Source organism: Salmonella sp. SSDFZ54, assembly GCF_004010735.1.
GTDB classification, from domain to species: domain Bacteria; phylum Pseudomonadota; class Gammaproteobacteria; order Enterobacterales; family Enterobacteriaceae; genus Salmonella; species Salmonella enterica.
This window is the reverse complement of sequence record NZ_CP034819.1, coordinates 1,833,341-1,851,643: the sequence shown is the minus strand read 5'-3', so window position 1 is coordinate 1,851,643 and position 18,303 is coordinate 1,833,341. Positions and strand designations below refer to the sequence as shown.

The following is an 18,303-nucleotide window of genomic DNA, read 5'->3' as shown; positions in this document are numbered from 1 at the left end:
TAAAGCGTCTTCCACATCGCAATAATATGGAAATAATAAAAATGGAAACGGATCTATAAAATATTTGATATTATTTTGTGAATGCTATGCCCTAGCTTATTTTCAAGCCGCAGCTTATGCACATAAAGTTTCTTAATATCAATATTGTCAATATTTACAATCTGCTGAATACTTATTCCTGATACAAAGCGCTTCAGTAATATAAATTCCGTATAGTTAAGCGTTCGTCCACGTTTACTGTTGGCGAGCCGACCGGTAAACAAGCGGTGCATCTTTTGCTGTTGCACAATATCATCGTCATCGGAATAAATAATTCCTTGTATTTTATTGCTTTTCAAAATCCAGTAATTGGCCAGCGGAGTTAAACTTCTGTCAGAAATCAGGACAATATGCATACCACTGTTTGCCAGACTGTCAGCCCATTGTAAATCGGTAAATCGTCGAAGATTCGGGAAAGAAAAATCAACAAAGATAAAACCGCTGGATAAATGGTTGTGTCTATCAAGCAATAACTTTTCAATAAACCCTTTTTTCAGGAAAGCATTACCATCTGGCCAGATGGAAAATGCCGCATTATGACAGTATTGCACCCGTACTGCGCTGTCAGGGAATAATTGACAGGATAAATCGCAACTAATGCAATGGACAATTTGTGAAGGCTTTCTCATCATCCTGAACGACTCCCGTCGATGTTTCTATTAATATTTCATTGGTAAATAAATGTGTCAATCCAGATAATATACCGTGCTACGGCTGTCAAAAGTCGCGAATTATTGTCAGTGTCATAAACTCCTGGAAAGACCTAAAATACAGCTTTAAGGAACCATGACAGATCCGACAGTCGTAATACATCATTTCGGATTTGTATTTCACCCATTGGGATTTTTATACATAATCTCCAATATCAGAAAAAATCTTAAAACAGCACTATTTGCTAAATCATGAGGGTGATAAATAACGGTTCTCAATACCATCTGTCTGCTGTCCTCGTCACTATCGGGGTGATGTGATGAAATATAAAAGTAATTCCTGTAAACCTGTAATGAATTCTTATTATTAAAACCTAATTTAAGATTTTTTCTTTTATTGCATTGTTATTCAATGACTTAATGGTGACATTTGTGCTCTCATCAACTTCTTATATACAAATTTAAGACTCTTTTATAGAGACGCATGTAAACTTTAAGGAGGTGTAATGCTAATGCCATGAGAAAATCTTGTAACTTAACGCTGGGAGTTATACCTTGCCAATAAGTCGATCTGACTTAATTCTGATCGTGATAGTCTGAGTAACCGACAGACTTATCGGTCGAGGCTACTTCAGCCTCTGGCTTCTCTTTTCAATTGCTCATCTGATGAAAACTCTTTCCCGGAGCACATTAGTGAGAAACAGGATGTGGTCAAACCTAATGTCCATAGATGTCGTCAGTCACTTCAGAAATATTCGCCTCCTGGCAGATATCTTTAACCGCTCGTCCAGCTTCGACCAACTTAATTACGGCGATGTTCTGATGCTCAGTGAGACGGGCTTTATGCATAGAGATTCCTTCGTCAGCAGATCGATGACGTGATCTCTAAATGTGAATAGCACGATTATGTGGGATACGTACAAAAAATTAAACTAACTACCAGTAAAAAGCAAACGCGCCCGCCGGGAGTGGCAGACATATTATGCGGTGAAATAAAGTTGAATAAATCTTGCGGGTGTAAATCAGGAAGGCGACTCGCAATAAATCACGCTGTCGCCCTGAATCAGGAATAGTGGTATTAAATTAATGCTGGGGCGTGGATCTGTAATACCTGTTCAGCTTCTTGCTGGAAAAACTGGCGTGTAATGCTGAAGAATTCATGCAGTTTATGATCTGGCGAAGGGACCAGCTCAAGCTGAAGTAATTGTTGCAGATCCCAGCCTTTTTCAATATGTTCCTCAAAAAGCTGTTCCAGCTCTTCCCAATGATTACGACGTTCCGTTTGAAGGAATCCGCTGTTCAGATTTAGTAGATCAATGGTGTACTCTGCCCTCTCCATTTCCTGGGCATTTAGCTCATCAGCCGGTACTATTCGGCCATCAGAAAGGTAAGCAAAATAACGAGAACAGTCAGGGAGGTGACAATGAATAAACTTTGCCATATCCACAGATTTATTCTTTCCCTGTGCGTGACCACCGAACGCGTTGATGCCAAGCTGGGGCAAACCATTCTCAGAGTCTAACGCGCTGGCTGCGAAATTTTGATAATCGAAGGTTCGCGCTGGCTGCTGGCTTTTATTTTCGACGTGTTCAATGTGATAGCCGAGGCCACGCAAATCAGCACGGATTTCGCTGTAACAGCAAAGGTGATATTGCTCATTGAGAAGCAGAGTCATTAAGGCTGCTTTATTCTCACGACCAAAGCGATGCCAGCGACGAGTTGATTGATCTGAATTTTGTGGTGGTTGCTCATGTGCAGTGAGTAAGGCATCCGTTCCACGTCGGGTTTTGATCACATGCCTCATTGCGCTTTCCCTTTCAACAGCTTCTGCCGGGCAATACTGCGCTGTAAGCGTTGAAGTTGCGGATGTTGATCACCCAGCGCCACCTGCAATGCAGCCATCAGTTGCTGTGCTTCTGGCTCGCCGAACTTCCCTTGATCCACCCATGCCGTCAGCTTTTGTAGATCGGCCTTTTCCTTAACCGGAGGCTGCGGATCGACACCCATCACACTTTGCAGCACGTCGTTACTCGGCTCGCCGTAGGTCGCTCCGAGCGGCATCAACGCTTTCCCGTTGCCATTCTCATCCTGCTCAAGCAGACGAATGGATTCGCGTTTTACCGTACTGAGCACCTGCGGGCTATGGGTCGTAACAATAAACTGGATCTGCGGAAATGCGCTGCGCAAAGACTGGATAATTTGCTGCTGCCAGGCTGGATGCAGGAACATATCGACTTCATCAATCAGCACTATCCCTTGGGTTTTTAACGCTGTGTCGACGCGCAAATGAGGGTTGAGTTTGACACAGCGAAACGCGATATCCGCCACCATCGCAACCGCATTACGCAGGCCGTCACTGAGCTGGGATAAGGGGATCTTGCCGTGCTGCGGGTGATTCATCACCAGTTGCTGGTTATGGCTGGAACTGTATTCCAGATCGTGCCAGCCTGTCACTTCCTGCGTCAGACAGTTAATGGCTTGCTGGATGGCTTGAATAGCTTCTTTCATCCGCTGAACACGAACACCTTCTTTTAACTTTGCTGAAGGTGATTCAAGTTGTGTGATTTGATGTTCACGGTAGCTAAGCCATAACCAGCTATACCATTGTTCAAATTGCTTATAATTTGATGTGGCAGAAAGGCAATCGTCATAACCAGACAAACGTGAAAAGGCGCTGTTATCCAGACGCTGTTCAGTAGGCTGTGCCTCATAACGTTCCTGATACCACAAGCGAGCAGTCCCCAGATAAAGCATTAGGGGAAGCTCAACCTGCTGCAAATTATGCTCTTCACGCACCAGCGTCTGAAGTTGTTCACCCCAACGGGTAAGCTGCGCCGCTGTCTTATCTTCATGCGGCGGCTGTTCTCCTCGCTTGTCGAGCATCCAGGTTGCCGTTTTTCCACTTTCCCATTCCCCGGTAGCCGTAATCATGGCCGGAGACGACATTTCCATGTTCAGCGCTTCGGGGCGGAAAACCAGACGTACATCTTCTGTACGGATCGCCAGCGATTTATCTTTTACGTAGAGGCTGGCATCAAAACCACGAATAAAGGGAAACAGCGCCAGGCGTATCGCATCTAGCACTGCCGTCTTGCCCGCGCCATTCGGTGCAACCAGAATCGTAATGTGCTCATCAAAAGTAATATCGAGCTGTCTGAAGCAACGAAAGTTAAGCAGTGAAAGTTTGTCGATTCTCATTACACCAGCCTCACCTGTTTTTATGTTTTAGTATAATAACATCTCTTGCCTGCAATCTTGCCCGCTTTAAGCGGGCAAAGGTTACGCCTTTTATCACGTTTTAACTATTTATCCTGTTGATTAACATGGTTTTTCTAAGGAATTAATAAAATCCTTTCCTGTCGTGTCCGTAGAATATCGACAGCCTGGAGACAAGGTGACTGTTGCTGGTAACCATATTCTTTGCGATCGATACCAACTCGTTCATGTTTTTTCTTCAGAAAGTTACGGCATCGACAAACGTAGCGCCTGCGTTGATAAACGTAAGGCTATAGTGCCTTCAAGTAGATGAGTAAGCTGCGACGTTACTGCTCGTATGAACACCATCCACCCTTATGATGTGAGCCTGTACCCCCATGTGGATGTTGACCCTTTGGGCAGGCAAGCGCACCGGATGATGCCGTGACGGTAATAAAAGCGATAATCATCGCTGTAAATAATCTCTTCATATATAACTCACATTAATAAATTAGAACATATTACTACCTACTACAGAATACGCATACTTGATACGGACTTAGGGGATAATATAACGCGTACTTTAGTTTAAATTCTATCCTTCATGTGGCATAGGTTATCAGGATAGGTTTTCGTTATGAATTTTATCTGGGATATTGAAGCAACATATTGGGGGGGATATGAGTTATAAATATGTTGGTAAGCATGGCTGTGATGTTGCATTGCGGATGGGCTATAAAGAATGCCCCGATGAAAATGCTTATGGTGATGCCTATTATATTAAAGATGGGTTAAAATGGATATTTAATATAACAGGCTTAAAAAAACGGCTTGGCGTATACAGCGACGACGATCTCCGTAAACAGAACTATGATGTAGATACCTATTATCGAGTTGAAAACCAACCGGAAGAAAGTGCAGATGATGAAATGCAATCGCTATATCATAATTTAGCGGTAGAAGAAGGAGAACCCGTGTATCTGGAGGGAGGCATGTATCTTTATCCGGATGGCTCTATACGTTGATCTCATAATTTTGGCCTGGTAAGCGTATCTCTTTTGAGAAAGGATGAGCCTGTAAGTATGACCCACAAGTTCGTTTGGTGATTAGTTAAGTCCCGCCCGCGTTAGTCCTGGCGTACTTTTATCCCTTCTTTGCAGACGATATCCCACAATAAATGGACGTTCGGTTTTAGCAATCGGTAAATGGTGATTAATAAAATAATATTCCACTTTCTCTATCCACCTTTCCTTTCGTATTATATGCAAGAACTAGTCTTAATAATAAGCAAATACTTTGTCCCGAAATAGAGGACGAATGGTGGGCATGAGAGAAGGATGTTGGCGGAAGATCACAGGAGTCAAAATTGCCATATAACCATTTGATTCAAATCGTTTATATTTTTCTATTCTAATTCATTTATACACATCCTTATACATATAATATCTATCGATTAATTGTTACACGTATCTTCACGCACGTTAACTCAGGGAAAAAATTTTTTTTCGAAAGAACTGTTCACACTGTTCACCTTTCTTTTTTCTCCTTTTATTTCAGTATGATAGGTGGTGAATAATGGGTGAAGGGTGAACATTCGATTCTTCACCTCCGGCATTCTGCCGGTGTGACTCATACCGGCGATTAGTCCCCTGCACTGAAAATCACGCAGGGAGAAAAAAGTTTTTTTTGATTTGATTGTTCACACTGTTCACCTTTCGTTTTTCTCTTTTAATTTCAGTGTGATAACGGGTGAATATACGGTGAAGGGTGAACAGTGGATTGTTCACCTTCGGGGGAGGTCGGGATAAAAAAAAGACCGGCAGATGCCGGTCAGGTGGGTCAGGTTGTTGCAGGGTCGTCACATTTTGGCAGCCAGTCGCCGTAGCTTTCCTCTTTCAGTGTCAGGTTGGTCTGTATCCCCTGTTTGGTATGGCGCTTCTCGTAATTCAGTCCGTATTCCTTCAGCATCACCGGCAGCCCCAGCCCGAACATTTTCAGACTGAGTACATTCCGGTAGCCGTTTGCCTCCATGTAGGCCAGATAGGCGTGATAGAGGTATTTACGGTAATTACGCGGGATGATACTGGCGTTCCCCATATACATGCCGCTGGTCTGCGGCAGGGTTTCCAGATAGCCGATAAAATCAAACGTCGGGTCGGCATCCCGTTTGATGTTCAGCGCCTCGTCTGAGTTCTGCTGGGACTGAAGCAGTGACCGGGCGAGCATCGGGTCGCTGAACTTCTGCATCAGGTGACGCACGATGACCGCCAGCTCGCGGGTGATTTTGTCCTTAAGCTGCGGGTCGCGCTCCTGCGGGGCTATCTGTTCCGGGAAGTGAATAATCACCCGCCGGCGTGACACGCCGCCGCTGCGGTCGGTGAAGCGCATCGGGTTATTGTTCACGGCCAGAATCACCGCCGGGATATGCGTGGAGTATGCATCCCGGTATTTCGGGTCAACGGACACCGCGTCGCCGCCGGTGATGGCCTTGAGTCCGGCACCGTCGCCGCTCCATTTTTCCTGGTCCGGCAGGCGTATCAGTGAGAAGCCAGTTAACGCGGCACGTTCACGCGGGGATTCCAGCGTCTCGATGGTGGCCGACGTGGCGTTATCCTCCCCGGCCAGCAGGGTGGCTATTTCGGCCATGATACTTTTGCCGCTGCCGCCGGGACCGGTCACCTCCAGAAAGAGCTGCCAGTCGTAGCGGTTTGCCAGCACCATAAACAGTGCGGCCAGAATCACGTCGCGTTTTTCCGCACGACCACCGGCAGCACGGTCAAGCCAGCGCCAGAACGCGGGGGCGTGGGTCTCCAGCGTTTCACCGTCCACCGGCGGGGTGAAATCCACATCGCACAGGGTACGCATCCAGTGTGACGGACTGTGCGGGTGGAACGTGCCGTTCTGCGTGTCGAGCACGCCGTTACGAAAGCCAATCAGGCGGCGGGATGGGGCTTCCTGCTGCGGAATAATCAGCTTCAGGGTGTCCACCACGGAGGCCACCTTCCCGGAGGAGAACGGCGCGCGCAGACGCTGAAACAGCCCGGCCACATCCCGGGCAAAGTCCTGTGGCGGCAGCACCTTCCAGACACCATTTTCATAGCGGGACAGAAGCTGGCCGTTGGCATCAACCGCGAGCGCCTCGCCGTAATGCTCATAGATACGCATGGCCTTTTCGCTGGTACTCATGGCGGAAAACTCCGCTTCGCTCATGGTGTCGAACGGGCTTTCAGCCGGTGGCCGGATGGCATCGTAAATGGCCTTACGGGTGGCCTCCCCGCCGTACTGCGTGAAGGCATCATTCCAGTCACCGAAGACCGGCGGCAGGGCAACAACGCCCTCACACGCATCTGCGGCTGCGGCGGCTTTTTTCTGGCCGTCACCGCTGAGGTCACGGTCTGCGGCAAGGACAATCTGACATGCCGGATGCTTCTGCCGGGCAAGGCTGGCCAGAGAAAGGAGGTTCACGGAAGAAAGCGCCACCATCACCGTTTCACCGGTCAGGTGATGTACGGTAAGTGCGGTCGCGTATCCCTCCGCTATCCACAGACGTTTTCCGGCCTGATTCTGTCCTTCAAGGGTGTGACAGGTGCCCCTGACCTGTCCGCCTTTCAGGGTGCGCTTACGGCCGTCAGCACTGATTAACTGAAGGTTAACCAGTTCGCCGCTGTCGTCATACAGTGGCACCACAAGGTCACCGGCGCGCCAGCTCACGCCACCGGCTCTGTGTGTGCCGGTCAGCATCCGGCATTCCCGGCCGGGAAAGCCCTTGCGGGTCAGGTAGGCGTTACCGGTTCCGGTACGGGTTTTCGCCATCAGGGTTTGTGCCAGTGCGGCGGCGTTCTTCCGGGCAGCGTCTGTTTCAGCAACGGCGGCGGCCGTCACTGCCTGGTCAGCCGGTGGCAGGCTGCCGGTCACGGCAGCCACCTTTGCGGCCGCGTCGGACGGGGAAACACCAAACACCTTTTCAACCAGTTTCAGGCCGTCACCGGCACCACACTGATTGCAGTACCAGGTGCCGCGCCCCTCCCTGTCATCAAAACGGAAGCGGTCACTCCCGCCACAGACCGGACAGGGCTGATGACGGTTCTTCAGCACCTGAATCCCCAGCGCCGGGAGAATACGCGGCCAGTGGCCGAGCGCATGGCTGACGGTGGCGGTTACGTTCATTTTCATGGTGTTGTTCTCCTTCAGTGCAGTACCGGCGCTTTTATGTGACGGGCACAGAGTTCATCCATCACAACCAGCCCGAGAAAGGACAGCGACGGCGCGGCCTTCAGGGGGCCGGATTCCATTAAATCTTCCAGCAGGGCACAGGCTATCTGACGCCCTTTTTCCTCACCGTGCTGGCGCAGATAAAAGCCTTCCAGCTCAGCGGCGATGGCCGCCTCCAGTGACTCAAGGGTGAGATGCGGGTAGCGGTGCTGACGTTCGCACACGGTCAGCCAGGCACAGGCGACAGCGCGACGGTAAAGGGCAGCGCGTAAGACGGGCGGTAAGGGTGTTTTCATTTGCTTTCCTCCCTGTGACAGATGACTGCATTCCGTGCCGGTTGCATTAACTGATAAGGCATATCTGCGTCTCCTGAAGACGTGCGTATCCCTGCGCGAATACGCACATTTAATTTTTCGGGTGTCGTTTTTTAATTACAGATAATTGCGGTAACTGTTATCCGGGGTGATTTCCGGGTCAGGCTCTGTGCGGGGAATTTCCCGCCATTCCCGCGCCACCGGTGCCGCCCGGCTGACCGGAACAGTGTCCTGCGGGTAAATATCCAGATATTTCTCCCGCCATTTCTGTAATTCCGGGTCTCCGGCCATTTCTTTCAGTACCGCATGCCGGTTTACAGGGCTGCGTTTAAACAGGTCAGGACGGTCACAGGTAAATTCCCGCAGAAAACGCCCCAGCGGGATGTCTGTGGTGCGCCCGTCAGCGAGGATACGCACAAGGATACTGAATTTACGGCGGTACGGGTTCCAGACAATGTCCGGGCAGCGGTACGGCATTTCCCACGGAATACCGTCTTCCAGAATGCCGACCACGGCCACATCGGGAAAACCGGCAGAACGGTAAATCTCACCGGGCTGGGGAAAATCAAACATGCGTCCTGTCTCCCCGGTCTTGCTGCTGGGCGAGAAAATCGCGGCACAGGCCTTTGGCTTTCAGTTCATTCAGCACAAAATCAATATCTTCATTCAGGTAACTGAAAATATGCGGAATGTAGAGCTGATGCAGGCCGGAGAGTTCACGGTGAATCAAATCACCCCCAACAAACTGGGATACGGCGCTGGCGCGGTTGAGCTTATGGTAAGCCTCAATGCTGAGGTGTTCACGGGCGTCATGACGCGCTGAGACGGTCTGAGGGGCTTTTTTATTACGCACGGGACACCTCCACCACCGGCAGACGGGCAGCAAGGGAGAGCACATAGTCACGGACAAGGGAACGGCGGGCGCTGCGTTCATCACCGGCGACGGTGCGAAGCATACAGATACGGGGATGACGGTCTGCGCGACGGACAGCCGCAAACACAAAGACAAATTCAGGGTGTGAGGGGGTAAGGGTCGTAGCCATAAGGCAACCTCCGATAACAGCGTAAATGACGCTATCGCCGGAGTTTCCACGCTCGATGGCGATAGCCCAGACGGGGGTGGAAATACCGGCGTTATCGGAAACCGGCCAGCCCGGAGGCTGCCCCGCCTGAGCTACCATTGACTCTGCGGTATAATGAGCGGACGCGGGCAGAATGCACGGAGTGCCATTTGCTCGACTGACCACACACCACACCATAATCTGGCGCTCTGTGGCGTTGATTGCGACACAAAAAAAGACGCATGGCGCGTCATATGTCGCCGATAACATACTCGGGTTTCCACGCCCGGCTGCCGATTTTGCGGCAGCGGAAAAACTATATCCGCAAATGCCGGAAAAAGGCAAGCCAGAAAAAGGGAGTTTTTGCAGAGCGGGCATCATCATGCGTCGTACCCCCGTTTGCGTCCGGCAATGCGCCCGGCCATCCATGCGGTGACTTCAGAGTGCAGCCAGGCCACATTTTTACCGCCAAGACTCACCTGCGGCGGAAATTCCCCCTTACGGATGAGTTCATAGATGGTCGAGCGTGACAGGCCGCACAGGTGCATCACTTCCGGCAGACGTAAAAAACGCTCCTGCGTGATGTCCGGCAGCGGCATCAGTGGCGTCACAGGGGCGGGAGACGGGGAAGAAAAAACAGCTTGCATCGGGCTACCTCGTTAATGTCCATACAGCACCGGATAAGTCCGTCCGGCTTCGGGTAGCGCTTTATTTTGTGAATATTTTCAGCAGACGCAACAGGGGGGATTTGTTCCGGCAGTCTTACAATGGCTGTGTGTTTTTTGTACATCAGCGCCAGATGGCTTTAAAACGCTCTGGAAGGAGCTGGAAAAAATTATAGTGAAATACAAATTGTTTTTTCTTATTTATTTCAGTGAATTAATAAAAATAAAAAGTAATAAACAGCACAAAAAGTCTATGAGCGGGTGAACAGTGGTGAACAGACGGTGAACAGTCATTACTGCGATTGTTCACCCTTTAACTTACTGTATTACTTATCTTTTTTCTTATGGTGAACAGAGGTGAACAGTAAAATATAAAAAAACAAACAGTAAGCCGGTTTTTCCTGCGACCTTTTCCTGGCTTGCCGGTCTGAGGATGAGTCTCCTGTGTCAGGGCTGGCACATCTGCAATGCGTCGTGTTGTTGTCCGGTGTACGTCACAATTTTCTTAACCTGAAGTGACGAGGAGCCGGAAAATGTCTGACAACACCATCCCTGAATATCTGCAACCCGCGCTGGCACAACTGGAAAAGGCCAGAGCCGCCCATCTTGAGAACGCCCGCCTGATGGATGAGACCGTCACGGCCATTGAACGGGCAGAGCAGGAAAAAAATGCGCTGGCGCAGGCCGACGAAAACGACGCTGACGACTGGCGCACGGCCTTTCGTGCAGCCGGTGGTGTCCTGAGCGACGAGCTGAAACAGCGCCACATTGAGCGCGTGGCACGCCGGGAGCTGGTACAGGAATATGACAATCTGGCCGTGGTGCTGAATTTTGAACGCGAACGCCTGAAAGGGGCGTGTGACAGCACGGCCACCGCCTACCGGAAGGCACATCATCACCTTCTGAGTCTGTATGCAGAGCATGAGCTGGAACACGCCCTGAATGAAACCTGTGAGGCGCTTGTCCGGGCAATGCATCTGAGCATTCTGGTACAGGAAAATCCGCTCGCCAACACCACCGGCCATCAGGGCTACGTCGCACCGGAAAAGGCTGTCATGCAGCAGGTGAAATCATCGCTGGAACAGAAAATTAAACAGATGCAAATCAGCCTCACCGGCGAGCCGGTTCTCCGGCTGACCGGACTGTCAGCGGCAACACTCCCGCACATGGATTATGAGGTGGCAGGCACACCGGCACAGCGCAAGGTGTGGCAGGACAAAATAGACCAGCAGGGAGCAGAGCTTAAGGCCAGAGGACTGCTGTCATGATGCGCTGCCCTTTCTGTCGTCATTCAGCGCATACCCGCACCAGCCGGTATGTGAGTGACAATGTCAAAGAAAGTTATCTGCAGTGCCAGAATATTTACTGTTCGGCGACATTTAAAACGCATGAGTCAATTTGTGCCGTGATTCGTTCTCCGGTCACGGAGGAAAAACCAGCATCGGCAAGCACAGCACCGGCTGTTGTCCGAAAAGTTAAAGGCTGTTACAGCTCACCATTCAACCATTAATCAGGAGACGGGGTGTGACCACAATGTCATTACAGCAGGCTTTTGAGGTCTGCCAGAATAACAAAGCGGCATGGCTTCAGCGCAAAAATGAACTGGCTGCGGCCGAACAGGAATATCTGCGGCTTCAGTCAGGAGAAGGCAGAAGCGTCAGTCGCCTGGACGAATTACGCAATATTATCGAAGTCAGAAAATGGCAGGTGAATCAGGCCGCCGGTCGTTATATTCGTTCGCATGAAGCCGTTCAGCACATCAGCATCCGCTACCGGCTGAATGATTTTATGCAGCAGCACGGCACAGCACTGGCGGCGGCACTGGCACCGGAGCTGATGGGCTACAGTGAGCTGACGGCCATTGCCCGAAACTGTGCCATACAGCGTACCACAGATGCCCTGCGTGAAGCCCTTCTGTCCTGGCTTGCGAAGGGGGAAAAAATTAATTATTCCGCACAGGATAGCGACATTTTAACGACCATCGGATTCAGGCCTGACGTGGCTTCGGTGGACGACAGCCGTGAAAAATTCACCCCTGCGCAGAACATGATTTTTTCGCGTAAAAGTGCAGAACTGGCATCACGTCAGTCTGTGTAAAATTCCCCGAAAATCCGCCCGTTTTTACTGAAAAAAGCCATGCATCGATAAGGTGCATGGCTTTGCATGCGTTTTCCCGCCTCATTTCCTGCAGACCAGGCCACGCCCGGCACGGCCTGAGCGTGACTGTGCAACTGCATTAAAACCGCCCTGCAAAGCGGGCGGGCGAGGCGGGGAAAGCACTGCGCGCACGAGAGTAAAACATTACTCAATTGAAAAATGTAACATTCCTCTCTCTCTCGGTGTAATGGTGTTGGGATGAACTAACCGTTCCATTTCAAAACCAAAATCATGATAAGCAGTATTATAAAAAGAGCTTAAAATAAATTTCACAAACGTTACCGGACATAATGGTGACGACAATGGTATCCGGCAATTTTTAAACTGACCTAGGGTTAGGTGTGCTGCTGGATGAATAACATCATTAGCGTCATCAGGGGCATAATCCACTCGTATCGGAACGGGTAAAATTGATTTTTGGACAATGTCAGCATAAAAGTTGCTTTCGTCTAAATATAACTCAGGGTCATTCTGGAATGATTCGTAATTAGGCGCGGGGAAATAACATAGTCTTTCTTTTACAAGTTTCATTCGACGATCAAACTGAAATAAAAGATGGAGTAACCCACCATCTAATAATTTGATATTATATTGCCTTTTTTCGTCCAAGAAGTTATAGATATCAACATACTCAATATTTCTTAATGCAATTGAAGTATCAGCGAATCCGCTATAGCTGACATAATAATATTCTTTATCCCGTGTTATTACAGGATAGTTTTGTGCGTCACTGATACCCACTGATATCAGATGAGATGTGATTTTTCTAATTGCTGCGCAAATGCTACTTGAGTTCATCTCATTCACCCTTCAGTTGCTTAATTAAAGCAAGGCGTAACTCTTCTGGTATATCTTCAACTCTAACTTGTCCATCCAATAGAACCATGAGATTATGGGCGTTCAATTTAGCTTGGTGTACTCTTTTTCTCTCTTGAGAAGTCATATCCCTGTTCACCAGTCGCATTTTTTTACGCTCTGCTTCTGTTGGGTATGTAAATTCCAGTTTAAATCCTCTTTGTTTCACCTCATTGTATTCGTTAATCAGGCCATCAAAGGAAGAACCCACACCACATACACGAAGCCATGCTTTAGTTCTTGTCATTGCAGTAAAAAGGATATTTCTACGCTTTGCCAGTTCATAATCCACGTTGCAATAATGAGCATCCATGATGTATACCATAGCTGCTTCGTTTCCCTTTGCTCTGAATATGGATGTAAATGTTACACTATTGTCTGAGAAAAACTCATCAGGAGAGCTTGTAATTCCAGCTATAGATGTATTAATTCCGTTTTGGAATAAAAGGTCACGCAGATAACCTACTTCATTTCTCATACGTATTGTATCTGGGTGAATTACAACAATGTCGCTAGGTAATATCTCTTCCTCATGAATATTTTTAAATATTTCCTGCGCAATCCAATTAGATTGAGAATGCTTGTCTTCAAATTTAACAAACTGGATCATCTCATCAATTGAGTTATGTGCACTCAATAGGGATGGGCTAGATTTCGTTGTCCTTGATAATATAACCTCCTTTCCCTCAACTAATTCACCATCTATTTTTTCATAACCAATCTCTGTCCATAATCCTTCAAAATCAAACATCTGAATTATTGGTTTATGATAAATACCAAACCCTAAAGCATGAGCCGTGGTTAAGATTGGGCCTGGATTTCGATAACAAATGTCTAAAGTTATATCTTGTTCTTCACTGGTGAAACTAACAATTGGTTTTCCATGCTCGTCTACTCCCCAAATTTGTTCAGGAGAAGGCATGGATGAATCCCCAAGATTTTGTAATTCATCATAAGCGTAAACTAATCGTTTCTTTTCCCCTAGCAAAGAATAACATATGCGGAGAAACTCAATTGAAAAATCTTGAGCCTCATCAATAAGGATGAAATCATATAATTTCTTATCTTCTTTTTTATTATCGAGGAAGTTCTTACAGGCAGCCTGAAAAGGTGTTTCATTAAATTCTGCAAGACGACGTGCGCCGTTATAATCGTAATAAGGTATATTATGTGCCACACATGCGTTGTAATATAAACCTTCTGTTTTAGAGCCGCCCCAGGCATGAATAATGTCTACGTTATCCCAATCAATTCCATTATCATCTGCGAATGCTGAGACTAAATGTTTTAGTTGCTCTTTGAGAGAGCGACTATTGAAAGTAACTGCTATTTTCCAGTGAGGATTTTGTGAGTGTATATGTGCAATTTTTCGAGCGAGAACAATAGTCTTACCTGAGCCAGCAAGCCCACGAATCCTTTGGACATTATCAATATTGACCAAGACGGCAGTCGTTTGACTAGAATCAAGAGTGGCAAGTGAATTCTCCAATTTTTTTAGTACGCTACCCTTTGAGTCAATCTGTCTGACATAGCTTCTTTTTCTCTTGGGCTTCAATTTTGAAAGTGATTGAACATGGGATAGTAAAGTTTCAAGAAGGGAACCATCATCCCAGGTAATGTCATTGAGAATAGATAATATTTCATCAACATTGGAACTAATGCTTAAACCACTGTCACAATCAAAATCATCAATATTTATACAGTTTGGTGCGAAAACAATACTGTTCACAGGTACGTTTAATATTCTGTTTTTAGTCAGTGCTTTTACTTCAGAAAGTTTTGCGACGAATTTCATGTGCATTTCGTCAATGATATCAATATCATCTTGGGTTAACTCTCTTTCCTCATTGAAATGGAAAATGACAACACCATGCTTTGATGAGCAAATTAGACCATCAAGAGTAACATTGTTTTCGCTCAGAAAAATAACAGGAAAACCGCGATAATAATATCCAGTTATATCATTTATCTTTCTTATTGAATTTTCTAGAATATCAGAAACAGTATGATTCTGAGGTTTCATTCCCAATATTTCAATCATTTTGAACTCCGGTAGATAAATTCATCAAAAAATCCGAGTATTTTTGCATCATATATTTTCTTTTATCAAGATACAAAGCATGATTATATGTGCCTCGGATAGTATTCTTATCAACATGTGCGAGCTGAATCTCAATCCATGCGCTCTCAAATCCCATTTCATGAAGAATTGTCGATAGTGTATGCCTAAAACCATGACCAGTAGTTCTTCCCTTATAACCTAATGATTCAATAACTTGGTTTACACTTTCTTTGCTTATCGGTTTTCTACGATCATTTCTGCCAATAAAAACATAGGGATAGTCCGATGTTATCGGTTGTAGTTGTTTAAACAGTTCAATTACCTGAGATGATAAAGGTACTATATGTGGCCGACGCATTTTCATCCGTTCAGCAGGTATTTCCCAGATACCTTTTATCAAATCAATTTCACTCCAAGTTGCAAAACGCATTTCCTGCGTCCTGACTCCTGTCATCATTAGGATCTTGGTTGCGTTTTTGGTAATAATACTTCCAGTATATGACTCTAGATCTCTAACAAAATGAGGTAGCTCTTCCGCGGATAAAAACGGATGATGCTTTTGCTTGGGAATAGCCAAAGCGATTGCTAAATCAGGCGCCGGATTGTATTCAGCACGGCCAGTGATGATCGCGTAGCGAAACACTTCTCCACATCGTTGGCGAACTTTTCTGGTTTTCTCCAACGCTCCACGTTTTTCGATGCGCTTAAGTACTTCAAGCAGTTCTAATGGCTTAATTTCAGATATTGGGCGTTTACCAATGAAAGGAAAAACATCCTGTTCGAATGTTTTAATAATTTCCTCCCGATAAGCGATAGTCCAGCGATCTGCTTTTGCTGCATGCCATTCTCTGCTAACTGACTCAAAAGAATTTTCAGTTGATAATTTTTGAGCAAGTTTCTGAGCCTTCCGTTCTTCTACTGGGTCTATGCCGTTTGCTACCTGCTTACGTGCAGTATCACGTTTCTCTCGTGCTTCTGCGAGGCTAACAAGTTCGTAACTACCAAATGACATTAGCCGTGCTTTACCGGCGAAACGAAAGCGGAAGCGCCAGCCCTTTGAACCGTCTGGCTTGATGAGTAGTGACAAACCGTGCCCATCATTCATTGTATATGGTTTGTCTTGTGGTTTTGCGCGTTTGATTTGTATATCGGTTAGAGCCATGTGTATAACTGAAAACTGCGTATGAAGATTCTATACACATTACTATACATATTTTTCGCGGATTCAGGGAGATGATCTCGGACTATTACGGACAAGATGATTATTTATAATATTGAATATAAAGGATTTTATGGAGTATCTCGGAACTGGCTGGATGAAGTTTGGCGGAAGATCACAGGAGTCGAACCTGCCCGGGACCGCTGGCGGCCCCAACTGGATTTGAAGTCCAGCCGCCTCACCGGAGACGACGATCTTCCGCGCCTCGATTGCTACATGGAGGCGCGCGCATTATAGCTACTTCCTGGCGTTTCCACATCCCCTCCCGTGCTTTTTTAACTTCCCTTTCCTTCTGCCATGATCGGTTTCATATAAACCCCCATAAAATCCATTAGTTACATTTCATCACACTTTTTGACGCTACCCTGATCACAGAAAACAAGAATCGTAATTTGATAACCAAATAACGGAATATTCACGCTCGCAGGGAAGGTTTACAAAAACTGTAACCGGTATCAGTGAGCGTTGTAAGCGTTAAGGATGCGTAATGAAAAGTGAGATTCTCTCCGTTAAGGAGAAGATTGGCTATGGTATGGGCGATGCCGCGAGCCACATCATCTTTGATAACGTCATGTTATATATGATGTTCTTCTATACCGATATTTTCGGCATTCCCGCTGGTTTTGTTGGCACCATGTTTTTACTGGCGCGTGCGCTTGATGCCATCTCCGACCCTTGCATGGGCCTGCTAGCCGACCGCACCCGCTCTCGCTGGGGCAAATTCCGACCCTGGGTGCTGTTTGGCGCGTTGCCGTTTGGTATCGTTTGCGTGCTGGCTTATAGCACGCCGGATCTCAGTCTGAACGGCAAAATGATTTATGCCGCCATCACCTACACGTTGCTTACCCTTCTGTACACTGTGGTCAACATCCCTTATTGCGCGTTGGGGGGTGTAATAACCAATGACCCAACGCAGCGTATCTCCCTGCAATCCTGGCGCTTTGTGCTGGCAACGGCGGGCGGAATGCTTTCTACCGTACTGATGATGCCTCTGGTGAAACTGATTGGCGGCGAGAATAAGGCGCTGGGCTTCCAGGGGGGTATCGCGGCGCTCTCGGTGGTGGCGTTCCTGATGCTGGCGTTCTGCTTCTTTACCACCAAAGAGCGCGTTGAAGCGCCTGCCACCCATACCTCCATGCGTGAAGACCTGCGTGATATCTGGCACAACGACCAGTGGCGCATAGTCGGCCTGCTCACCATCCTGAATATTCTGGCGGTATGCGTGCGCGGCGGGGCGATGATGTATTACGTCACCTGGATATTGGGCAAACCGGGCGTGTTTGTCGCCTTCCTCACCACCTATTGCGTCGGCAACCTGATTGGCTCGGCGCTGGCAAAACCGTTGACCGACTGGAAATGCAAAGTGAGCGTTTTCTGGTGGACCAATGCTTTACTCGCAGTAATCAGCGTGGCGATGTTCTTCGTACCGATGCACGCCACGATCGCTATGTTCGTCTTTATCTTTGTGATTGGCGTATTGCACCAGTTAGTCACGCCTATCCAGTGGGTGATGATGTCTGACACCGTCGACTACGGCGAATGGTGTAACGGCAAACGCCTGACGGGGATCAGTTTTGCCGGCACGTTGTTCGTGCTGAAACTGGGTCTTGCCCTCGGCGGGGCGCTGATTGGCTGGATGCTGGCAGGCGGCGGTTACGACGCGGCGGCGAAAACGCAAAACAGCGCCACGATCAGCATCATCATCGCTCTGTTCACTATCGTTCCGGCCATCTGTTATCTGCTGAGCGCCGCGATCGCTAAACGCTACTACACCCTGAAAAGCCCGTTCCTGAAAACCATTCTGGAACAACTAGCGCAGGGCGCACACCGCAACGAACAAGAATTTACCCATAAAGAATTGCAAAACTAAAGGA

General features: G+C 47.6%; 19 protein-coding genes, 1 tRNA gene and 2 pseudogenes. 6 read left to right on the top strand and 16 right to left on the bottom strand.

The genetic code is table 11. The annotated features are described in order from the left end of the window. Nucleotides 1-53: 53 nt before the first annotated feature. The 6 genes and pseudogenes from EOS97_RS09260 to EOS97_RS27490 form a co-directional block, all read right to left on the bottom strand. Nucleotides 54-671 (bottom strand): helix-turn-helix transcriptional regulator, encoded by a 618-nt coding sequence (locus EOS97_RS09260; protein WP_000984812.1) that lies wholly within the window; start codon nt 669-671, stop codon nt 54-56. A 735-nt stretch (nt 672-1,406) separates the two neighbouring features. Further along, complete coding sequence (locus EOS97_RS27175) at nt 1,407-1,538, bottom strand: transposase (protein ID WP_000548509.1); 132 nt, start codon at nt 1,536-1,538, stop codon at nt 1,407-1,409. A gap of 229 nt (nt 1,539-1,767) precedes the next feature. Continuing rightward, the gene (locus tag EOS97_RS09255; protein ID WP_000173547.1) at nt 1,768-2,364 is read right to left on the bottom strand and encodes a retron system putative HNH endonuclease; all 597 of its coding nucleotides are present in this window, start codon (nt 2,362-2,364) and stop codon (nt 1,768-1,770) included. A 125-nt stretch (nt 2,365-2,489) separates the two neighbouring features. Beyond that, nucleotides 2,490-2,711, bottom strand: a complete 222-nt coding sequence (locus tag EOS97_RS09250; protein ID WP_127836141.1) for a hypothetical protein — start codon at nt 2,709-2,711, stop codon at nt 2,490-2,492. Then, nucleotides 2,696-3,887 (bottom strand): annotated as a pseudogene (locus EOS97_RS09245) (AAA family ATPase). The gene EOS97_RS09250 and the pseudogene EOS97_RS09245 overlap by 16 nt, the downstream one beginning before the upstream one ends. A gap of 134 nt (nt 3,888-4,021) precedes the next feature. Continuing rightward, nucleotides 4,022-4,185 (bottom strand): annotated as a pseudogene (locus EOS97_RS27490) (TA system toxin CbtA family protein); the annotation flags it as partial. A 379-nt stretch (nt 4,186-4,564) separates the two neighbouring features. Between EOS97_RS27490 and EOS97_RS09235 the strand changes: the two are divergent. After that, entirely contained in the window at nt 4,565-4,909 is a 345-nt protein-coding gene (locus tag EOS97_RS09235) for a hypothetical protein (protein ID WP_000120776.1), read from the top strand. Between the two features lie 814 nt (nt 4,910-5,723). Here the strand turns inward: EOS97_RS09235 and EOS97_RS09225 are convergent. From EOS97_RS09225 to EOS97_RS09200, 6 genes are all read right to left on the bottom strand, one after another. After that, entirely contained in the window at nt 5,724-8,057 is a 2,334-nt protein-coding gene (locus EOS97_RS09225; RefSeq protein ID WP_085407991.1) for a primase-helicase zinc-binding domain-containing protein, read from the bottom strand. Between the two features lie 14 nt (nt 8,058-8,071). After that, nucleotides 8,072-8,392, bottom strand: coding sequence for a DUF5375 domain-containing protein (locus tag EOS97_RS09220; RefSeq protein ID WP_000856729.1), 321 nt, complete (start codon nt 8,390-8,392; stop codon nt 8,072-8,074). A gap of 135 nt (nt 8,393-8,527) precedes the next feature. Beyond that, a complete protein-coding gene (locus EOS97_RS09215; RefSeq protein WP_000459301.1) occupies nt 8,528-8,983 on the bottom strand; it encodes a hypothetical protein in 456 nt (151 codons plus the stop codon). Beyond that, a complete protein-coding gene (locus EOS97_RS09210) occupies nt 8,976-9,263 on the bottom strand; it encodes a hypothetical protein (RefSeq protein WP_001244666.1) in 288 nt (95 codons plus the stop codon). The genes EOS97_RS09215 and EOS97_RS09210 overlap by 8 nt, the downstream gene beginning before the upstream one ends. Then, on the bottom strand, nt 9,256-9,855 hold the full coding sequence (locus tag EOS97_RS09205) for a host cell division inhibitor Icd-like protein (protein WP_000980232.1): 600 nt from the start codon (nt 9,853-9,855) through the stop codon (nt 9,256-9,258). The genes EOS97_RS09210 and EOS97_RS09205 overlap by 8 nt, the downstream gene beginning before the upstream one ends. Next, complete coding sequence (locus EOS97_RS09200; protein WP_001149160.1) at nt 9,852-10,118, bottom strand: AlpA family transcriptional regulator; 267 nt, start codon at nt 10,116-10,118, stop codon at nt 9,852-9,854. The genes EOS97_RS09205 and EOS97_RS09200 overlap by 4 nt, the downstream gene beginning before the upstream one ends. Nucleotides 10,119-10,669: 551 nt before the next feature. On the opposite strand from EOS97_RS09200, the gene EOS97_RS09190 reads away from it, so the two are divergent. The 4 genes from EOS97_RS09190 to EOS97_RS27165 are packed head-to-tail and all read left to right on the top strand — an operon-like array spanning nt 10,670 to nt 12,495. Beyond that, on the top strand, nt 10,670-11,404 hold the full coding sequence (locus tag EOS97_RS09190) for a hypothetical protein (protein WP_010835747.1): 735 nt from the start codon (nt 10,670-10,672) through the stop codon (nt 11,402-11,404). Next, the gene (locus EOS97_RS09185; protein ID WP_071666152.1) at nt 11,401-11,646 is read left to right on the top strand and encodes an ogr/Delta-like zinc finger family protein; all 246 of its coding nucleotides are present in this window, start codon (nt 11,401-11,403) and stop codon (nt 11,644-11,646) included. The genes EOS97_RS09190 and EOS97_RS09185 overlap by 4 nt, the downstream gene beginning before the upstream one ends. Before the next feature lie 14 nt (nt 11,647-11,660). Continuing rightward, on the top strand, nt 11,661-12,233 hold the full coding sequence (locus tag EOS97_RS09180) for a phage polarity suppression protein (protein ID WP_001748909.1): 573 nt from the start codon (nt 11,661-11,663) through the stop codon (nt 12,231-12,233). 52 nt (nt 12,234-12,285) lie between these two features. Beyond that, a complete protein-coding gene (locus tag EOS97_RS27165; RefSeq protein WP_223601999.1) occupies nt 12,286-12,495 on the top strand; it encodes a hypothetical protein in 210 nt (69 codons plus the stop codon). Here the strand turns inward: EOS97_RS27165 and EOS97_RS09175 are convergent. The 4 genes from EOS97_RS09175 to EOS97_RS09160 all read right to left on the bottom strand — a co-directional run bounded on the left by EOS97_RS09175 (nt 12,438) and on the right by EOS97_RS09160 (nt 16,629). Further along, nucleotides 12,438-13,091: a DUF2290 domain-containing protein gene (locus tag EOS97_RS09175; RefSeq protein WP_001697486.1), complete on the bottom strand. Its 654-nt coding sequence runs from the start codon at nt 13,089-13,091 to the stop codon at nt 12,438-12,440. The two genes, EOS97_RS27165 and EOS97_RS09175, sit on opposite strands and share 58 nt — an antisense overlap. Before the next feature lies 1 nt (nt 13,092). Next, nucleotides 13,093-15,189: a DEAD/DEAH box helicase gene (locus tag EOS97_RS09170; RefSeq protein WP_001697485.1), complete on the bottom strand. Its 2,097-nt coding sequence runs from the start codon at nt 15,187-15,189 to the stop codon at nt 13,093-13,095. Beyond that, nucleotides 15,182-16,372 carry an integrase arm-type DNA-binding domain-containing protein gene (locus EOS97_RS09165; RefSeq protein WP_001697482.1) on the bottom strand — a complete coding sequence of 397 codons (1,191 nt, stop codon included), beginning with the start codon at nt 16,370-16,372 and terminating at the stop codon, nt 15,182-15,184. Before EOS97_RS09165 ends, EOS97_RS09170 begins: the two co-directional genes overlap by 8 nt. Before the next feature lie 162 nt (nt 16,373-16,534). Continuing rightward, nucleotides 16,535-16,629: transfer RNA gene (locus EOS97_RS09160), tRNA-Sec, on the bottom strand. Between the two features lie 287 nt (nt 16,630-16,916). Here EOS97_RS09160 and EOS97_RS09155 point away from each other — a divergent pair. After that, the gene (locus EOS97_RS09155; RefSeq protein ID WP_000834259.1) at nt 16,917-18,299 is read left to right on the top strand and encodes a glycoside-pentoside-hexuronide family transporter; all 1,383 of its coding nucleotides are present in this window, start codon (nt 16,917-16,919) and stop codon (nt 18,297-18,299) included. Nucleotides 18,300-18,303: the final 4 nt, after the last annotated feature.